This is a genomic window from Dapis hubbardiae BLCC-M172 (assembly GCF_050016015.1).
In the GTDB taxonomy this organism is placed as follows: domain Bacteria; phylum Cyanobacteriota; class Cyanobacteriia; order Cyanobacteriales; family Microcoleaceae; genus Trichodesmium.
In genome coordinates, this window is the sequence record NZ_JBNHEQ010000242.1 from 1,352 (window position 1) to 20,244 (window position 18,893).

The window sequence follows — 18,893 nt, forward strand, 5'->3', positions numbered from 1 at the left end:
TCTGTGGTGGTAATATTGCCACCTGTGGTTTGATTATTGGTAGCATCGTTACCTGAAGTTTGGTTAACATTTCCTGTATTGAGATTTCCACCTGTGGCTATGTTGGTAGTATTGTCTGTGGTGGTAAGGTTGCCTCCGTCTGTGGCGTTAGTAGTGGTGTCTGTGGTGGTAATATTGCCACCTGTGGTTTGATTATTGGTAGCATCGTTACCTGCGGTTTGGTTAACATCTCCTGTAGTAATATCGCCACCTTGGGCTATGTTGTTACTACTATCATCTGTACTAATATTGCCACCTGTGTTTTGATTATTGGTAGCATCATCACCTGCGTTTTGGTTAATATCTCCTGTGGTTATGTCGCCACCTTGGGCTATGTTGTTACTACTATCATCTGTAGTAATATTTCCACCTGTGGTTTGATTATTGGTAGCATCATCACCTGCGTTTTGGTTAATATCTCCTGTTGTAATGTCACCACCTTGGGCTATGTTGTTACTACTATCATCTGTAGTAATATTTCCACCTGTGGTTTGATTATTGGTAGCATCATCACCTGCGTTTTGGTTAATATCTCCTGTAGTAATATCGCCTTCTGAGGTTTGATTATTAGTAGTATCCTCCTCAGCGGTTTGATTAATATCTCCGGTAGTTTGGTCTCCCCCTGATGAAATATCTGTATTCGCGTCTCCTTCCCCTGCTTCTTGAGTAATATCTCCTGTCTCAACATCTTCTGTTGCTTGTAGACTCAAACTACCTATTGTACCATCAGATTTGATTTCGACATCATAAGTTTGAATTGAACCATCTACTGCTTCGACGTTAATTTCTCCAGCACTTGTTGTGCCAATGGAACTCAAATCTCCTGTACCTACTTCTGTTCCGTTGATTATTATGCTACCGCTATTTCCTGCGGGAGATTGAGTTGTCACATTCTCTGTATTGACTTGTGCTGTTTGGCTCTGAATGGTTAAGTCTCCACTTTCTGTCAAACCATAAGATGATACATTGGCAATATTTACACTTTCTGAGGCATTAAGTTGTACGTCGCCTCCTATTCCTTGCTCTGAGAAAGAGTCTATATCTCCTCCGGTGGCATCTATATTACCTATTCCACTTTCTACTATGATTTCACCTCCTTGTTGCATTCCGTCTGAACGAATACCCCTAATAGTTATGCTTCCTGGGGATGTGAGAGTGATATTTCCTGCTATTCCTTCTGTAGAAAATGTGTTTAACTCGTCTTGGACATTAATACTATTCTCGCTGCTACTATGAATTGTAATATCTCCACCCCTTTGAGTTCCTTGGGATAGTATGGTATTGACTTCAACGTGGCCTGCTCCGTCGATGTTTACACTTCCCGCTGTGCCTGCTTCTGAAAATGTTTCTATGGCTTGGGTAGCTGTAATTTCTCCCTGTTGGCTGGTGATGGTAATATCTCCACCTGTAGTGGGTTTGGTTGTGTTGAGGGCGCTGGCTTCTAATTTGCCTGTGGTTATTTTACCTAGGGCTTCTATGGTGATGTCGCCGGAGCCGTCTGGAGAACGGGAATTGATGGTGCTGGCGGTGGTGTCTATTGTGCCGTTGTTGCTCTTTATACTGATGTCTCCGGCAAAACCTTGGGTTGCTACTCCTTCTGGTCTGGGGATGAGGGTGAAGTTATTGTTGTCATTAAATTCCAGTCTTTCTCGGACAAAGCCTGATGCTAGGTCTATTTGACCTGTTTCTATGGTACTCTCGGCGGTAAGTTCGACGTTTCCTGTGTCGCCGTCGTCTGCACCGGAATATATTCTGGCAGTCGTAGTGTTAATATTGTTTCCTGCTTCGAGAATAATATCTCCCCCTCTCCCTGCTCCCCCGCTCCCATGCTCCTCTGGTGGTTCTGAGGCTGAGATAATATTGCTGTTTTCCCTGAGGTTTATTTCTCCTCCAGCATTAATCCTAATTTGACCGCCGTCACCGTCGGCAAAGGAGTAGATGTTACTGGTGGTAATATCTCCTTGGGGGGCTGTTAGGTTAACGTTTCCTCCGTCGCCTCCTCCTGAATAGTTGGCTAACGTGCCATTGCTGGTGTTGATGTTTCCAGTTTCGGCTGTGATGTTTATTTGACCGCCTTGTTGTTGGCCGTGAGAACTAATAATGTTGGTGGTGACATCTGTTCGGGCATTGAGGCTGACATCTCCGGCGTTGCCTTGCTCTGAAAATGATTGAATTGGTTGGGTGGCGTTAATTTCTCCTTGTTCGCTGGTAATGCTGATGTTGCCTCCATCTGCTGCTTCTGTTTTATTGTTGGCTGAGGAGGTGATGATGCCTGTGGTAATATTTTCTTGGGCGGTAATTTCTATTTCTCCTGCATTTCCGGTGGCTGTTTCGGTACTTTTGGCTGAGATGGTGCTGTTTTCGGCTGTGAGGGAACCTGTGTTGATGGAAATTTTGCCTCCGTCTCCGGTGCTTGTGGTTTCTGTGATTATTTGACCGTTTAGTTCAAATGTTGCTGTAGGGTTGATATTAATACTACCTCCTGCTCCACTGTCTGAGGTTGCTGCTGAAATATCTATTCCTTCAGCTATTGTCAGGTTTTGGGTTTGGATGTTTATTTCTCCGGCGTTGCCTGTCCCTTCTGTTTCTACTGTTATTTTGCCGTTGCCTTGGATGTTTATGTTTTCTGGTGCGGTAATATCAATGTTGCCTCCGTTGCCACTGGATGTAGTACGGGCTGAGATGAAACCTGAATTGCTGAAGTTGATGTTTATATCTGGGTTGTCGTTGTAGGGTTTGAGGCTGAGGGTGCCTGCGGGGGCTTCGCCTTGGGTTTCGGCAAATATTCCTAGTTCTCCTGAGATGTCGAGTTGGTTACTGTTGATAGTGATGTTTCCTGCTGTATCTGTATTGGTGGCGTTTTCTAGTGCTGTGGCACTGATTTTTGCTCCTTCTCCTACGGTGACTGTTGGAGAATTGATGGTAATATCTCCAGCGCTACCACTACTATCGGTTTCTGTGGTGAGAGTTGTTCCTGTTTCTAGGGTAAAGTTGTTGGTGTCAATATTAATATCCCCTGCGTTTCCAGCTCCTGTGGTAGAGGCAGTAATGTCTATGCCGTCTGCTATTGTCAAGTTTGCTGTCTCTATGTCAATTTTGCCTGCGTTGCCTGCTCCTGTTGTTTCGACTGATATTTGACCATTGCCTATAATATCTATGGTTTCTGGAGCGGTAATATTAATGTTGCCTCCGTTACCACTGGATGTAGTACGGGCTGAGATGAAACCATTATTGGTAAAGTTGATGTCTAGGTCTGAGTTTTCTTGGTAGGGTTTGAGAGTGATGGAGCCTGCTCGTGACTCCCCTTGTGTTTCGGCTAATATTCCCAGTTCGCTATAAATGTTGAGGCTGTTGGTATTAATGCTGATATTGCCACCTGTTTCTGTGTTGCTTGCTCCTTCTAGTGCTGTAGCACTGATTTTTGCTCCTTCGCCTATGGTGACTTGAGGGGAGTTAATTTCTATGTTTCCAGCTTTTCCAGCACTATTGGTTTCTACTGAGAGTTGGGTATTGTTGTCTAGTTTGAATGTTTCTGTGGCTTCTATTGTAATGTTGCCTCCTTTTCCGTCTCCTTCTGTGAAGGCTAATACTTGGGAGCCGTTTTGAATGTCGATATTGCTGGCTTCTATTTTGATGTTACCTGCATTTCCTGTGTTTGTCGTAGATGCAGTAATATTCATGCCGTCGGCTATTGTCAGGTTAGCTGTGTCTATTTCAATTTCGCCTGCATTGCCTGTACCTGTGGTTTCAACGGAGATTTTTCCGTCTCCTTTAATGTCTATGGTTTCTTGGACGTTAAGTGATATGTCGCCTCCAGTTCCACTGGATGTTGTAGTAGCGGTAATGTCTATACTGTCGGTTATTGTGAGGTTTGGCGTGAGAATTTCTATTTGCCCTGCGTTACCTGTGGCTGTAGTTTCGACTGAGATTTTTCCGTCTCCTGTAATATCTATTGTTTTTGGAGCGAAAAGCGATATGTTGCCTCCGTTGCCGATCGAGGTGGTGCGGGCTGAGATGAAACCGTTGTTGCTAAAGTTGATATCTAAGTCGGGACTACCATTATAAGGTTGGAGTGCTAGTGCCCCGGCGGGTGAGTTGCCTTGGGTTTCAGCGAATATTCCTAGTTCTCCTGAGATGTTGAGGTTGTTGCTAAATATGCTGATGTTTCCGCCTGCTTCTGTGTAGGTGGCTCCTTCTCTTGCAGTTGCACTAATTTTTGCTCCTTCTCCTATGGTGACTTGAGGGGAATTAATCTCTATGTCTCCAGCTTTTCCGGCGCTGCTGGTTTCTACTGAGAGTTGGGTATTGTTATCTAGGTTGAATGTTTCTGTGGCTTCTATTGTGATGTTGCCTCCTTTTCCTTCTCCTTCTGTGAAGGCTAATATTTCCGAGTTGTTTTGTATGTTGATATTGTTGGCTTCTATGTCAATGTTACCTGCGTCGCCTGTTGCTGTAGTGGAGGCTGTAATGTCTATGCCGTCTGCTATTGTCAGGTTTTGGGTATCGATGTTAATATTACCTGCATCACCTTCTCCTGTGGTTTCGACTGAAATTTTTCCGTCTCCTGTAATGTCTATGGTTTCTGGGGCAGTAATATTAATGTTGCCACCTTTACCTGTGGATGTGGTGGATGCGGAGATGAAGCCAGAGTTCCTAAAGTTGATGTCTATGTCTGGGTTATCGCTGTAGGGTTTGAGAGTGAGGGTGCCTGCGGGTGACTCGCCTTGGGTTTGGGCGAATATTCCGAGTTGACCTGAAATATTCAGTTCATTGCTAAATATACTGATATTTCCACCTGTTTCTGTGTTAGTGGCATTTTCTCGTGCTGTAGCACTAATTTGGGCGTTTTCTCCTATGGTTACTTCTGGAGAGTTGATTTCTATATTTCCTGCTGCTCCGGTGCTGTTTGTTTCTGTGGTTATACTTGTTCCTGTTTCTAGGTTGAAAATGTTGGTGTCGATCTTGATAGCTCCGGCGTTTCCTTCTCCTGTGGTGGAGGCTGAGATGGATATGCCGTCTGCTATTGTCAGGTTTTGGGTCTCTATTTCGATAATGCCTGCGTTGCCGATGTTATCTGTGGTAACTCGGATTTCTCCATCTATGATGTCTGTTGTTTCTGGGTTGCCTGTGATGTTTATGGTTTCTGGGGCACTAATATTAATGTTGCCTCCGTCTCCTGTGGAACTGGTAGAGGCAGAGATGAAGCCTTGGTTGCTGAAGTTGATGTCGAGATTTGGGTTGTCGTTATAGGTTTGGATGGTGAGGGTGCCTGCATCGGCTAATCCTGCTGTTTCGGCAAATATTCCCAGGGTGCCTGAGATGTTGAGGGTATTGGCAAATATATCAATTTTGCCTCCTTCTTCTTCTGTGTTGGTGGAGGTGGCGGTAACTGTGGCACTAATTTGGGCGTTTTCTCCGATGTCTATGGTATTGGCTTTGATTTCTATTTGGCCTGGTGCGCCTTCTGCACTGGTTTCTGTAGTGAGGCTGGTGTTTTGGTCTAGGTTTAGAGTTCCAGCTTCGATGTTGATGTTGCCTGCGTTGCCTTGGCCTTGGGTGTCAGCTTGGAGTCGGCTGTTGTTGGTGAGTTGGATATCTTGGGGAGTTTTGAGGGTGATTTCTCCGGCATCTCCTTCGGCGTTGGTGATGCTGAGGATACTACTGTTATCGAATGTTATTGTACCACCTTGGCTTTCGATAGAAACTTCTCCGGCTCGTTGGTCTCCTTTGGTGTCGCTTTCGATGGTGACGTTGTTGAGGTTGATATTGCCTGGGCTGTTGATGAAGACATTGCCTGATTGACCTTTATCGCCTACCTCTCGCTCTATTGTTTGAAACTGATGAATTCTAATCTCTACTTGTGTACTGGTGATGATAGATAAGTCACTAAGTTCAAGGTTTTCTTGTTGTTTAATTTCTATTGTTACCTCTCCTGATTTTCCGTGGGAAGATAGTGTAAATATTTCTGCGTTGGTGAGGTTGTTGGTGGTAATGTTAACATCTCCACCTTTCCCGGAGGTGTTTGTTCCGACTGAGAATGTTCTGATTGCTAATTTTTGTGTGTCTCCATCTTCTGGAGGGTTGAAGTTTATTGTGTCTGCATTCAGAGTAATAGTTCCCCCATCTTGTGAGTTTCCATATAAGGAAGCCGAGAAAGAATTGACCGATTCGGCATTGATATCACCACTCTGCGTCGAGATAGTTATCTCACCCCCATTGCCATCGGAGGACGAGGAGTCAAGGTGTTCGACATTGATATCACCACTCTGAGCCGAGATAGTTATCTCACCCCCATTACCATTAAACGATTTGGAATCAAGGGATTCTGTAGTGATATCGCCACTCTGAGTCGAGACCGTTATATTACCTCCATTGCCACCAGACACCGAAGCAAGCCTTCCGGTATTGATATCACCACTCTGAGTCGAGACCGTTATATTACCCCCATTGCCATCAGACGACGACGTGGAAGAGATCCATCCGGTATTGATATCACCATCCTGAGTCGAGACCGTTATATTACCCCCATTACTATTATACGAGGATGGTTCAAGCGATCCAGTATTGATATTACCAGTCTGAGTCGAGATAGTTATCTCACCCCCATTACCATTAAACGATTTGGAATCAAGGGATTCTGTAGTGATATCACCATCCTGAGTCGAGACCGTGATATTCCCCCCATAGCCACCGCCATAATAGGCCGAGGAAGAATTGAGCGATTTGGTATTGATATTACCAGTCTGAGTCGAGACCGTGATATTACCCCCATTATTGCCAGATTGCGATTGCGAGGAAGAATTGAGCGACTCGGTATTGATATTACCAGTCTGAGTCGAGACCGTGATATTACCCCCATTGCTATCATACGACGAGGAATTGAGCGATTCAGTATTGATATTACCAGTCTGAGTCGAGAGCGTGATATTACCTCCATTGCCATGCCGCGATGAGGAATCAAGCGATTCGGTATTAATATTGCCAGCAACAGCATTAAGGTTAACATTACCCCCTATTCCTTGAACAGCACTAGAATTAATTAGACCTGTCATAATATTGTTATTAGCTTTCAGATCAATTTTTCCCCCATCAGCAGTTTCGCTCAAACTACGAATATTTGCTACGCTAATATCACCATGAGTTGCTTCCAGATTAATCGCTCCACCATTTCCATTTCCTCTTCCTCCACCACTCTGAATAACAGGAGTACGCAGCAATAGTTGTGTACCTATGGCAGATCCCCAGGGACCAGCATCACCTGCCCTGTATAAGGTGCCATCATTTCCTATAAAAGTATCTATCACCGTCAAAGTCCAGCGTCCATTAGGATCTTCTCCATTAAAATCTGCCAAATTTCCTTGGGGACTATATGTACCCTTAAACGGTGCATTACCAGAGTTGATACTTGTAGAAGCATCATCATCTAAGATAGTATCTTGAAAGTTATCTAGATGATCACCAACACCAGCAAACAATGTTACTTCCTGCTCTTGGGGTGATTCGAGATAAACTTCTAATTGTCTATCCCAAGTATGTGCAGCAGAAAAGCGTACATCTAGATTCTCTATAGTTCCCAGGTCACCATCTACAGTAAAAGTAAAGGTTGCAGTGCCTTCTGTACCTGATGCTGGTATTGCTCCACCCTCATCCACATCTATAGTAGCAAGCAACTCCCCACCAGAAAAAACAGGCAACCAAGAAGTATCAACATTTCCCAAAATAATTTCAGCACCAGCAATAGTCAAATTCCGCCCATTTGTCTTAATAGTATCTGCCCCATTGTTAAACGTATCTGGGTTGTTCCCAAAATCCACCTCATTATCCAACATCTCCACAACACCTATTCCATCCCCATCTGCATCCGCACGAAATTCGATCGCTCCATCTCCAGGCAGAAATTCCAACACATCATCCTCTATATCCTCAACTGTAATATTATTTGTCGCCTCCAACTTAATATCCGCATCCCCAGAAGTTTCATCAAATTCATCATTTATCGTAATATTAGTTGCAGACAAAGAAACACTTTCCCCACCACCTTTAATTCCGCCACCTGTAGCAATAATATCGCCCCCTGCTTCTATTTTGATATTACCCCCATCTCCATAAATAGATGAAGTATCTAATGAAAATGTATTAATATTGCCACCAACAGCATTAAGGTTAACATTACCCCCAATTCCTTGAACAGCACTAGAATTAATCAGACCTGTCATAATATTGTTATTAGCTTTTAGGTCAATTCTTCCTCCATCACCAGTTTCACTCAAACTACGAATATTTCCTACACTAATATTACCATGAGTTGCTTCCAGATTAATCGCTCCACCATTTCCATTTCCTCTTCCTCCACCACTCTGAACAAGAGGATTACGCAGTAATAGTTGCGTACCGGCAGTCCCCCAAGGAGTATCATCACCAGCTCTGTATAAAGTTCCACTATCTCCCGAATAATTATCTGTTACCGTCAAAGTCCAAGTTTCATTAGGGTTTTCTCCATTAAAATCTGCCAAATTTCCTTGGGGACGATATGTACCATCAAACGGAGCATTAGCATTGTCGGAGTTAATACTTGTAGAAGCATTATCATCAAATACAGTATCCTGAAAATTGTCTCCATCACCACCAACACCAGCAAACAATGTTACTTCCGTCCCCTGGGGTGATTTCAGTTCGACTACTAAGTCTTCATCCCAAGTATGTGCAGCAGAAAAGCGTACATCTAGATTCTCTATAGTTTCCAAGTCACCATCTACAGAAAAAGTAAAGGTTGCAGTGCCTTCCGTACCTTCTGCTGGTATCAGTCCCCCCTCATCCACATCTATAGTAGCCAACAACTCCCCACCAGAAAAAACAGGCAACCAGGAAGTATCAATATTCCCCAAAACAATTTCAGCACCAACAATAGTCAAATTCCGCCCATTCGTCTTAATAGTATCCGCTCCATTCTCAAAAGTATTCGGATCGCTCCCAACATCCGCCTCATTATCCAACATCTCTACAACACCACTTCCATCCCCATCTGCATCCGCACGAAATTCTATTGCTCCTATTCCTGGTTGAAATTCCAACACATCATCTTCTATATCCTCAACAGTAATATCATTTGTCGCCTCCAACTTAATATCCGCATCCCCAGAAGTTTCATCAAATTCATCATTTATCCGAATATTAGTGGCAGACAAAGAAACACTTTCTCCATTACTACTAATTCCACTTCCTGTAGCAGAAATATCTCCAGTTGCTTCTATATTAATCGCACCATCCGCAGAAATATTTTCTGTTAATGTCACATCTCCTTCGCTCTTAATTTCTAACTCTCCTCCAACAGCAGAAATACCATTCACATCTTCACGCACACCACCAATATTTACATTTCCTACCTCAAAAAATACTCCACCACTGCCACTAACCGCTTCTAAATTTTCTACATTTAACTGCAAAGGTGCATCAGTTAAACCTATTCCACCACTACCACTTGTTTGAAATAAAACACTACCTGCATTAATAGTCGAACTATTAGAAACTCCAGCAATATTTCCCCCATTAGCATTAACTAAAACCTGCCCTGTTGTAGTTAAGTTTGCCAGATTTATATCGCCTACTTCTCCTAAATTTTCTAACTCAATATTAATAGTTCCACTTCCAGCATTTAAAGTTGTTCCATCTAACTGATTTATTGATGCTGCCCCCTCACTCCGGTTAGCAACATTCATCTCATCATTATTACCAAGTAAGTCAATATTTCCATTTCCAATTGATGTATCTATATCCGCATTTATGTTAATACTACGACCAGCTTTTAATTCTACAGATGAATCAGTTTCTATCTTTTCATTAACTGTTATATCATTATCAGCTTCCAATATTACATTCCCTGATAATTGCCCAATATTCTCTGCTGAAATTGTCACATCCGCATTCTCATTTTGAGCAATTTCTGAATTATTAGAATTTTCTGGGTCTCCTATTGTCACACTTTCTGGTTGTAATAATATTGTTCCTTCTTCTCCCAATGCTGCAGTAACATCTACACTTCCATCAAATGTAAATTCTTCTTTTCCTGTAACTTCAACAAACCCTCCATTACCAGAAAATTCTCCTCCTTTAGCACTAATATCTCCAGCAAAATTAGTATTTCCATCAGACCAAATTATTACCCTTCCTCCATCTCCATCCTCAATAGCATTCGCAGAAATAAATGAATTATTATTCACAAAAGTTTGTTGAGAATTAGGAACAATTCCATTACCTTGAAAGTCCCCTCCTATTAATACAGTTCCTCCACCATTTAAACCATCAGCATTAATATTAGTATCAACTAGAGCCACGCGATCGCCTAAAACATTTACCTCGCCTCCTACATCCTCAGCGCTCGATACATCTATACCTCCAGAAGTTATGGCAGTTCCTGGTACATCTGCCACTACTGTATTTGAATCTGTCAACACCACATCACCATTTTCATTAACAGTTACAGATGTGGCCTGAATTATTTCTCCACCTGTTAAGAGTCCGGGTAAAGATAGAGGGGCTATATCAATCTCTTCCCCATTCACTATGACTGGGTTTACTTCTAAACTGAGTAAATGTCCTGGTTGAGAAATTCTTAAGACACTACCACCTTCTACTGCTGCGATGGTAATATTGCCCCCTGCTGTAGACAGTTCCCCAGTATTAATAACTGTCCCACCTAATAAGGTTAAATTTTCTCCAGGGTTTAAAGTTAAATTTCCTTCGTTAACTATAGCGCCTGGGTTAGACACATTAAATTTATAGCCACTGGGGTCTCCGACTAAATTAGCATAGTCATTTGTACCCATGGCTTTAAACCAGAAATTGTTGCTGTCAAAACCTATACCTGTGGCCGTAGTAACGCTGAATGAGGCGGGTATGTTAAGGCTGGCATTTTGGCCGAACATTATGCCAGCGGGGTTCATTAAGAAAAGATTAGAGTTACCACCAATAACTTGGAGCAGACCGTTGATATATGAAGCGTTGCCTCCTGTGACTCGCCCTAGAATGTTGCGGGTGTCTGGGGTAGTAAGGAAATTCGCGGTTTGGCCTGAGTTGACATTAAATTGGTCAAAACTGTGAAAGAGGTTAGCTCCACTACGAGTACCACCTTCGATATTAAATTGGTTGCCTTGTGGTGTAACAGTTGTACCTGTACCGTCGTTTGCTGGAGTTATGGGTTGGGAGTTAACAGGAGTTGGGGCTAATATGCCTAATATTAAAGTCAGAGCTGTTATACTATAAGATTCTAATTTATTAGCTTTCATAAAAAACCTCCACAGTTACGGAATGTTTTCTTAGACTATTGATCGAGACCCAACTTTGGTACTGAAGCTTCTCTTTATAGCAATGAGCGCTGGTATATTTACAAATTGTAGTAGGGGCCAAGCAGCTCAAAGTCTTATATTATCGGCAATTTATTCCCCCTGTTGCCTGTTCCCTGTTGCCTGTTCCCGGAGCACAGCGCTATAAATTCTTGATATTTCTGTTCTGGTAGGAGTTATGCAAAAAATTCGGCGATCGGGATTTTAAATTTCTTCCCTGTCGCTCGCAATGACGAAAACAAATTGTGCTGAGTAAGTCCTAATAAATGTTAAAAAAATTGTAGGGGCGGGTCTAACTAAAAGCCTATATAATTACCAATTTAGTCCTAAAAACCCGCCCTATGATAGCCTACTTATATCATGTCCGGTTGAATAGTTATAATTAAAGTCCGTAGAGTTGCTCTAGCCCCATCTTTCTATAGTTCGGGCTAGAGCAATTCTACAAACAAAAACTTTTTTATCACTGATTATCCAGACATGATATTAATACCAGATAGGAAGTTTGGAGACTAAACCCCCATATACTTAAAATTTATACACAAATTATAGTTGTAGGGACGTTCCATGAAACGTCCCTACAATGGTCTTTTGTTCTTAAAAGTTTATTCCATCTTTCTGAAAATCACTATAAATTTTATATAGAATTTACTATTTCAGAATAATGGTTCTACAATATCAAAATCTCCCGAAGCATTAGCAAGATTATTGTTATTTTTTAAGTGAAACTATTCCTCAGAAAAACTATTCTGGAGTCTTCTGTAATTCTGGTCTTTCCTCAGCAACTATTGCCTCTTCTACAGGACAAACTTCTAGACAAATTCCGCAGTCAATACAGGTATCAAAATCAATCCAATACCAATCTGTTCCTTTAATATTTTTACCCGGTCCTGGATGAATACAAGCAACTGGACAAGCATTAACACAGTCAGCAACACCTTCGCAAATATTAGTAACAATTGTATGTGGCATTTTCGTTTTTTTAGTTTAGTTAAAAGTAAGCATTCAGCAGTCAGCTATTAGCTATTAGTTATTAACTCATTCTTCTAACTTTTGACTAGCTATATCTTACCAGAGGGAGTAGGAAGTAGGGGAAAATAATTAATAATTTCTGTAGGGTAATTAATGGGAGATGTCTATTAGACATCTCCAAAAATTAAAAATCAAATCAATTCTCCCATGGGAAATTATCTCTTCTTTCTTCCTATTCCCTGTTCCCTATTCCCTGTTCCCTCTTTTGTGGAGATATCTATTATCTCCTGTTGAATACTATACAGTAATTTAGCAAAATTACCCTCATCAACTTTTTCCTTCTTCTTCCTTCTTCCTTCTTCCTTTTTCCTTCAATTTAGCTTTAACAAAAATTCCTCATATATTTGAGATTTAGAACCAAAAACATAATTAGGAGTAGAAACTGTTAGGTCTGTACCACCTACTTTTCTCAGATGGTTAATTGCTGATAATAACATATTTTGTTTTACCACAATTGTTACAGCATACCAGTCATTTTTTTCTCCAGAATATACTTTAGCAATAGTCGGTCCTTGCAAACCAGAAATACCATTTAATTCACTTTTATACATGAGGCGATCGCCTATTTCATCTGCTGATTTTCCCTCTACATTTGCTGTGATTGAAACATATTTTTTCGACTCCATCTGCGCTTCTATTAACTCTAAAATAACCTTAGTTGTTTCTAACTTAATTTCACTCTCTTGTAACAAGCGTTTATTACCAATTAAACAAGCTTGGGAGTCGAGAAGTGTACCCCCTTCAATTTGTTTTAAACGATTTTCTCTAAGAGTTGTACCAGTGCTAGTTATATCAGCAATCATATCAGCATATCCCATAGTAGGTGCCGCTTCCATTGCACCTTGAACAGATACTAAAGAAAAATGTACAATTAATTTTTCGTAGAGCCATTTTTGGGTTAAATGATGATATTTAGTAGCAATTCTCAAATTTTTTCCTTTATCTCTAAATAAAAGAGTTAATTCTGCTAAATCTTCTATAGAAGAAACATCTACCCAACTCTCAGGAACAGCTAAAACTAATTTACATTTACCATAACCTAACTTATTCCAAATTACTATTACATCATCATGGGATTGACTTTCTTCAGAAACCACATCATAACCTGTAATTCCTAAATCAACACTTCCTTCTTCTACCTTTGTAAAAATATCTGCTGCTCTTTGAAATAAAATTTTCACTTGTGGCAAAGCAGGAATATAACCAAAATATTGTCTGTCATTAGGTCTAGATACACGCAAACCACAAGCTGACAATAATTCCATTGTTCCTTTTGCTAAAGCACCTTTACTTGGTAAGGCTATTCTTAAAATATTATCTGTTGTCATTTCAGTTATCAGTTATTAGTTCAGTTATCAGTTATCAGTTATCAGTTATCAGTATTTCCAGCTAAACTAGGAAGCTGGAAATTCAGTTATTAGTTATAAGTTATCAGCTAACCTAATTTTTTGATAATTTAATTTTAGGATTTTAAATCACCATTCGGCTTTTCATTTAATTAATAAAGCCAAAATTTGTTTAACTTTTACTAGATTTTCAGCGAGAGATTTGTATTCAAAATACTTGATTAAATTCAGGTTGCAAGCAAGTATAAAGATGATCTTCAAACTCACTAGCTGAAACCATAACAATTTTAAGAAAACGACATAGTTCTGCATCTCCATTTCCTAAGCATTCTGCTATTAGAAGTCAGCTTTTCCTGGGGAATGCTCCGCAAACAGCTTTTTAATGAATGAAGCCAACATTTGTTTAACTTCTACCACATTTTAACTAATTCTTGGAAATCTCTCAATTACTTTTAAAGTAGGAAAAAGTAATAAAGCTGATAGCTGACTGCTATTTCCTGACAAATTTAATTCTTTAAAATTTCCCAATGCTAATTACCCCTTTAAATTAAAGGTAATAAAGCTGTTTAGCTATCGCAAAACTTTCCGTTCCGGAATGCTCCGCAAAGGTTGACGCTGCGCGACATGTTTGCGGAGCATTCCCTATACGAAAAAACGTAGTTCCTCCGCAGGAGGCAAGCTGATAGCTTATTCAATAGACATCTCCAAAAAGAAAAAATAACATCAATATATCCTACATAAATAATCAATTATTTCCCCTACTCCCTATTCCCTAGTCCCTATTCCCTATTCCCTATTCCCTAATATTTCTAACTTGATTTACTACTTCATTTAATTCTAAATTTTTTTGTTCCCCTGAATCTAAATTTTGCAAAAGCACTTTACTTCCTTCTTTTTCTACAGAATTTAAAATAATCAAAAACGGAATCTTCTGCTGATTTGCATACTCGATATTACTCTCAACATCTCTTCCTATCACATCAGTTTCTACTCGTAAATCTAGCTGTCTTAATTTTTCAGCTACTTCTACAGAATAACCATAATATTCTGAACTAACAGCAACTACTAAAACTTCCACAAATTGATAATTATTCCAACTCAAATTATCTTTTTCTGCTAATTCCTTTCTAAGTTCTTCCATCACATAAGAAAAACCAGTAGCAGGAGTATCTTTTCCCCCCCCTAAACTGACAATCAAATCATCATATCTACCTCCTCCACATAATTTTCTTTCTATTCCTAACTTACTGTCATAAATCTCAAAAACCATACCTGTATAATATTGAAGACCCCGACTAATTCCCAAATCAAGACTAATCCGATTTTTGTCAAGATTAAAAGCTTCTAAACTTTTCAAAATATCTTGTAATTGTATCAACCCATAACCATCAATACTATAAGCTGAAAGGAGTTTTTCTGCTTCTTTGAATATGGCAAGTGGCTCTCCTTTTAGTTGACTCAATTCCGTCATAAAATCTAGTGCTTGATTTAATTGTTGAGTCTGGTCTTGATGTTTAATTTTCACCAACAAACGGTCAACTACTTCTTCTGGTGCGCGAGTGCTTGTGAGTCCGATATTCATACTTTCCAAAAACTCAAAAATTGCTGTTCGAGCCTCACTTTCTTCTAAGCTTTGGAGAATATCTTTAATTTTTGTTGGTGTTGTATTTGTATCTATTTGTTGTTCAATAGAAGTATCTTTTTTAAACGCAGGATAAATTTCAGAAAGTCGGTTTTCTACAACCTCTTTTCCTTCTATTCTTAGAGTTTCCATCTGACTAAGTAGAAAACTACGAAGACGAGTATCTAACTCAAGATGGTCAAGAAAATTATTCAGAACTCCAACGTGGCCGATAAATGTTTGATATTCAGTTAAACCTAGACGGTCTAAACCTTGACAGGCCATAGAAATAACTTCCGCATCAGCGATCGCTCCCGTGGCCCCAATTAACTCTATTCCCATTTGGGTAAATTGCCGATATCTTTCTTTCTGGGGCTGTTCATAACGAAATACTGGCCCAGTGTAATAAAGGCGCATTGGCAGAGGTAGTTCTTGGAGGTTGTCCAAATAAGCACGGACAACTGAGGCAGTGAATTCTGGTCTTAGACAGAGGCGACGGTTACGGTAAACAAAGTCGTAGAGACGAGAAATAATGTCCTCACCAGATTTTTTCAGATAGAGTTCCGTATATTCTATAAGTGGCACATCTATTGGTCGATAGCCGTAAGATTCAAAATTGCTACTCAGTGTACTTTTAATTTTTCTATCTATCTGGTAACTGCTTGGGAGGATGTCGTTAACTCCTCTGACTCTTTCTACTTTTGTGGTTTGCATAGACAAAATATCAAAGATTGTGGTTTTCTCATCGGAATTTTGACACAGATGTATCATACCAATTGATAATGGATAATTGATAAGATTTCAGTAGTTGATTCAATCCTCTTGGTTTTAACCAGAAGTAATTAATAATTTTTGAGATACAGCAGATTCTGAAGTTATGAGGTACGAATTTTAATTATAAAGCTTTGTAGTGCAGGCATTTTCCCCGCGACTGGTGTACCTCATAAAAATTGAAAGCCTTGTAGTTTTCATTATTCATTAATGAAGCGATGTGCAACTTTACTATGGAATAATCAGCTTTTATGGGTCTTTAGCGGTAAAGTCTGGTTCTCAAAACTCCCTAAATATCCTCGGTTGGAAAAAGTTCACATGGCGTTTATTTTATCTCTTTTTTTTCCATGATTAAATCTTTCTATCTATAACCTTCCTTCAGTGGAAAATTACCAACATTTTCATTTTTGAAAGCTCCTGAAAAAAAAATCGCGCGTCAAAGGATTTTCACTTGCATCCTCAAACAAATTCTGATACTCTAAATATTGAATAGTGTTCCTTGCCTATACTCATGACTTATTATTCAACTAAATTAACTAACCAAAATCAAATCAAAAATTTACATTTAGGAATTTTGCCAAGGAGTCATACCAGAAATAAATATTTTCATTTTCTAGAGCTTTCCTAGATACTTAATTTTTCCATGATTAAATCTTTCTATCTATAACCTTCCTCCAGTGGAAAATTACCAACATTTTCATTTTTGAAAGCTCCTGAAAAAATCGCGGGTCAAAAGATTTTCACTTGCATCCTCAAACAAATTCTGATACTCTAAATATTAGATGGACTTACTCGCCTATACGCATGACTTATTATTCAACTTAGTTAACTAACCAAGATAAAATCAAACATTTACATTTAGAAATTTTTCCTAAGAGCCATACCAGAAATACTTTCATCTTCTAGAGCTTTGCTAAATACTTAATTTTTCCATGATTAAATCTTTCTATGTATAACCTGACTTCAGTGGAAAATTACCAACATTTTCATTTTTGAAAGCTCCTAAAAAAAATCGCGGATCAAAAGATTTTCACTTGCATCCTCAAACAAATTCTGATACTCTAAATATTAGATGGACTTACTCGCCTATACGCATGACTTATTATTCAACTTAGTTAACTAACCAAGATAAAATCAAACATTTACATTTAGGAATTTTGCCAAGGAGCCATACCAGAAATACTTTCATCTTCTGGAGCTTTACCTAATCTTGCCAAGAAAATATAAAATTTTTTAATGTTTCTAGTTGGCAAGTTATCACTATCCCTTTAGACTAATAGCTAATTTTTGTCTATATTTAATCAAAAATAATTTATGTATTCAAACCTGCCTAATAGTTGGTTTCGTGTTGCTAGAAGTCAAGATTTATCTGCCAAAGGAGTCATACCACTTCATTACTTCGGAAAAGACTTCGTACTATTTCGTACAGAAGATGGTAAACCTCATATTTTTGATGCCCACTGTCCCCACTTGGGCGCTCATCTTGCTCATGGAGGTAGAATCGAAGGCCAAACTCTGAGATGTCCTTACCACGGTTGGCTCTGGGATACAAATGGACAATGCGCTGCTATTCCTTATCCTGATAAAGCCAAACCCAAAGCCAAAATACAAAGTTGGCCTGTACTTGAGTTAAATGGTCTAATAATGATGTACTACCATCATCAAGGAAAACTGCCAGATTGGGAAATACCTCAAATACCAGAATTAATTTCTGGTGAATGGACTCCTCTACGTTTAGTCCATCAGTGGAAAGTACGCACTACCCTTCAAGATTATATGGATAACAGTGTAGATGTCTCTCACTTATATAATTTGCACAGTCGTACTTTTAAAAGCGCTCATAGTCATGGAGTTGAAATTGACGGACCGATTTTAACTCATAGAATGTCTCAGAAATATAATTTATCTTCTTTAGCAGCAGGAAAATTAGTATTAGAAGATGGCTCGGTTACTACTATTTATTACGGACCTGCTTATGATGTAAGTTTTTACTGGACGGAAGGAAAATTAAAGCTAGGTTTATTGACTATTTTTACAGGCACACCAATAGATAATGAGCATCTTGATATTGCCATATTTTATAGTGTAAAAAAGGTTCTACCTTTTCCTTTAAGTTTGATTTTAAATAAGATGTTAAAACAGGATGTTTTAGAAACTTTTGAACAAGACGTTAGTATTTTAGAGAATAAAAAAGATATTCATAATCCACCTTTATATCAAAATGATGGTCCGGTGCGTCAGTCTCGAAATTGGGCGAGTCAATTCTATTCAGAAAACTCTCTGACAGCAGAAACTTTAATTCAAAAATAAATGGTATTAGGCGAGCGGGTAGCGGTGGGTAGCACTATCGCCACCCGACAGACTTTATCTAAAATCTAAACACTATTGCGCAACAGTTGAATTAATTCTCAATCTGCAAGAAGGGGAATGCTACCCAACAGACTTAATCTAAAATCTAAAAACTATAACGTAATAGTTTAATTAATTTTCAACCAGCAAGAGGGCGTTTAGCCCTCCGTTCCTAACGGAATGCTACCGCAAACGTTAACGCTGCGCAAATATGTCGCGCAGCATTCGGCTGGAAAACCTATAGCGGTGGGTAGCACTATCGCCACCCGACAGACTTTATCTAAAATCTAAAAACTGTTGCGCAATAGTTAAATTAATTCTCAATCTGTAATAGGGCGATCGCGTAGCGGTGGGTAGCACTATCGCCACCCGACAGACTTTATCTAAAATCTAAAAACT

General features: G+C 39.6%; 5 protein-coding genes. 1 reads left to right on the forward strand and 4 read right to left on the reverse strand.

Annotation, left to right across the window (positions count from 1 at the left end; translation table 11 throughout):
• From ACP6PK_RS22190 to hisZ, 4 genes are all read right to left on the reverse strand, one after another.
• Positions 1-11,321 (reverse strand): proprotein convertase P-domain-containing protein (locus tag ACP6PK_RS22190; protein ID WP_426562730.1); only part of this gene is annotated, 11,321 nt, incomplete at its 3' end.
• 798 nt (positions 11,322-12,119) lie between these two features.
• Positions 12,120-12,347, reverse strand: a complete 228-nt coding sequence (locus ACP6PK_RS22195; protein ID WP_426562732.1) for an indolepyruvate ferredoxin oxidoreductase subunit alpha — start codon at positions 12,345-12,347, stop codon at positions 12,120-12,122.
• 371 nt (positions 12,348-12,718) lie between these two features.
• The gene (hisG, locus tag ACP6PK_RS22200) at positions 12,719-13,735 is read right to left on the reverse strand and encodes an ATP phosphoribosyltransferase (RefSeq protein ID WP_426562734.1); all 1,017 of its coding nucleotides are present in this window, start codon (positions 13,733-13,735) and stop codon (positions 12,719-12,721) included.
• Positions 13,736-14,546: 811 nt separating this feature from the next.
• On the reverse strand, positions 14,547-16,088 hold the full coding sequence (gene hisZ, locus ACP6PK_RS22205; protein WP_426562736.1) for an ATP phosphoribosyltransferase regulatory subunit: 1,542 nt from the start codon (positions 16,086-16,088) through the stop codon (positions 14,547-14,549).
• A gap of 1,371 nt (positions 16,089-17,459) precedes the next feature.
• Here hisZ and ACP6PK_RS22210 point away from each other — a divergent pair.
• A complete protein-coding gene (locus ACP6PK_RS22210; RefSeq protein ID WP_426562738.1) occupies positions 17,460-18,455 on the forward strand; it encodes a Rieske 2Fe-2S domain-containing protein in 996 nt (331 codons plus the stop codon).
• Positions 18,456-18,893 lie beyond the last annotated feature (438 nt).

Bases quoted from the DNA above. Each gene is read 5' to 3' on its own strand.
- hisZ (WP_426562736.1), bottom strand. From the start codon at position 16,088: ATGCAAACCACAAAAGTAGAAAGAGTCAGAGGAGTTAACGACATCCTC.
- ACP6PK_RS22195 (WP_426562732.1), bottom strand. From the start codon at position 12,347: ATGCCACATACAATTGTTACTAATATTTGCGAAGGTGTTGCTGACTGT.
- ACP6PK_RS22210 (WP_426562738.1), top strand. From the start codon at position 17,460: ATGTATTCAAACCTGCCTAATAGTTGGTTTCGTGTTGCTAGAAGTCAA.
- hisG (WP_426562734.1), bottom strand. From the start codon at position 13,735: ATGACAACAGATAATATTTTAAGAATAGCCTTACCAAGTAAAGGTGCT.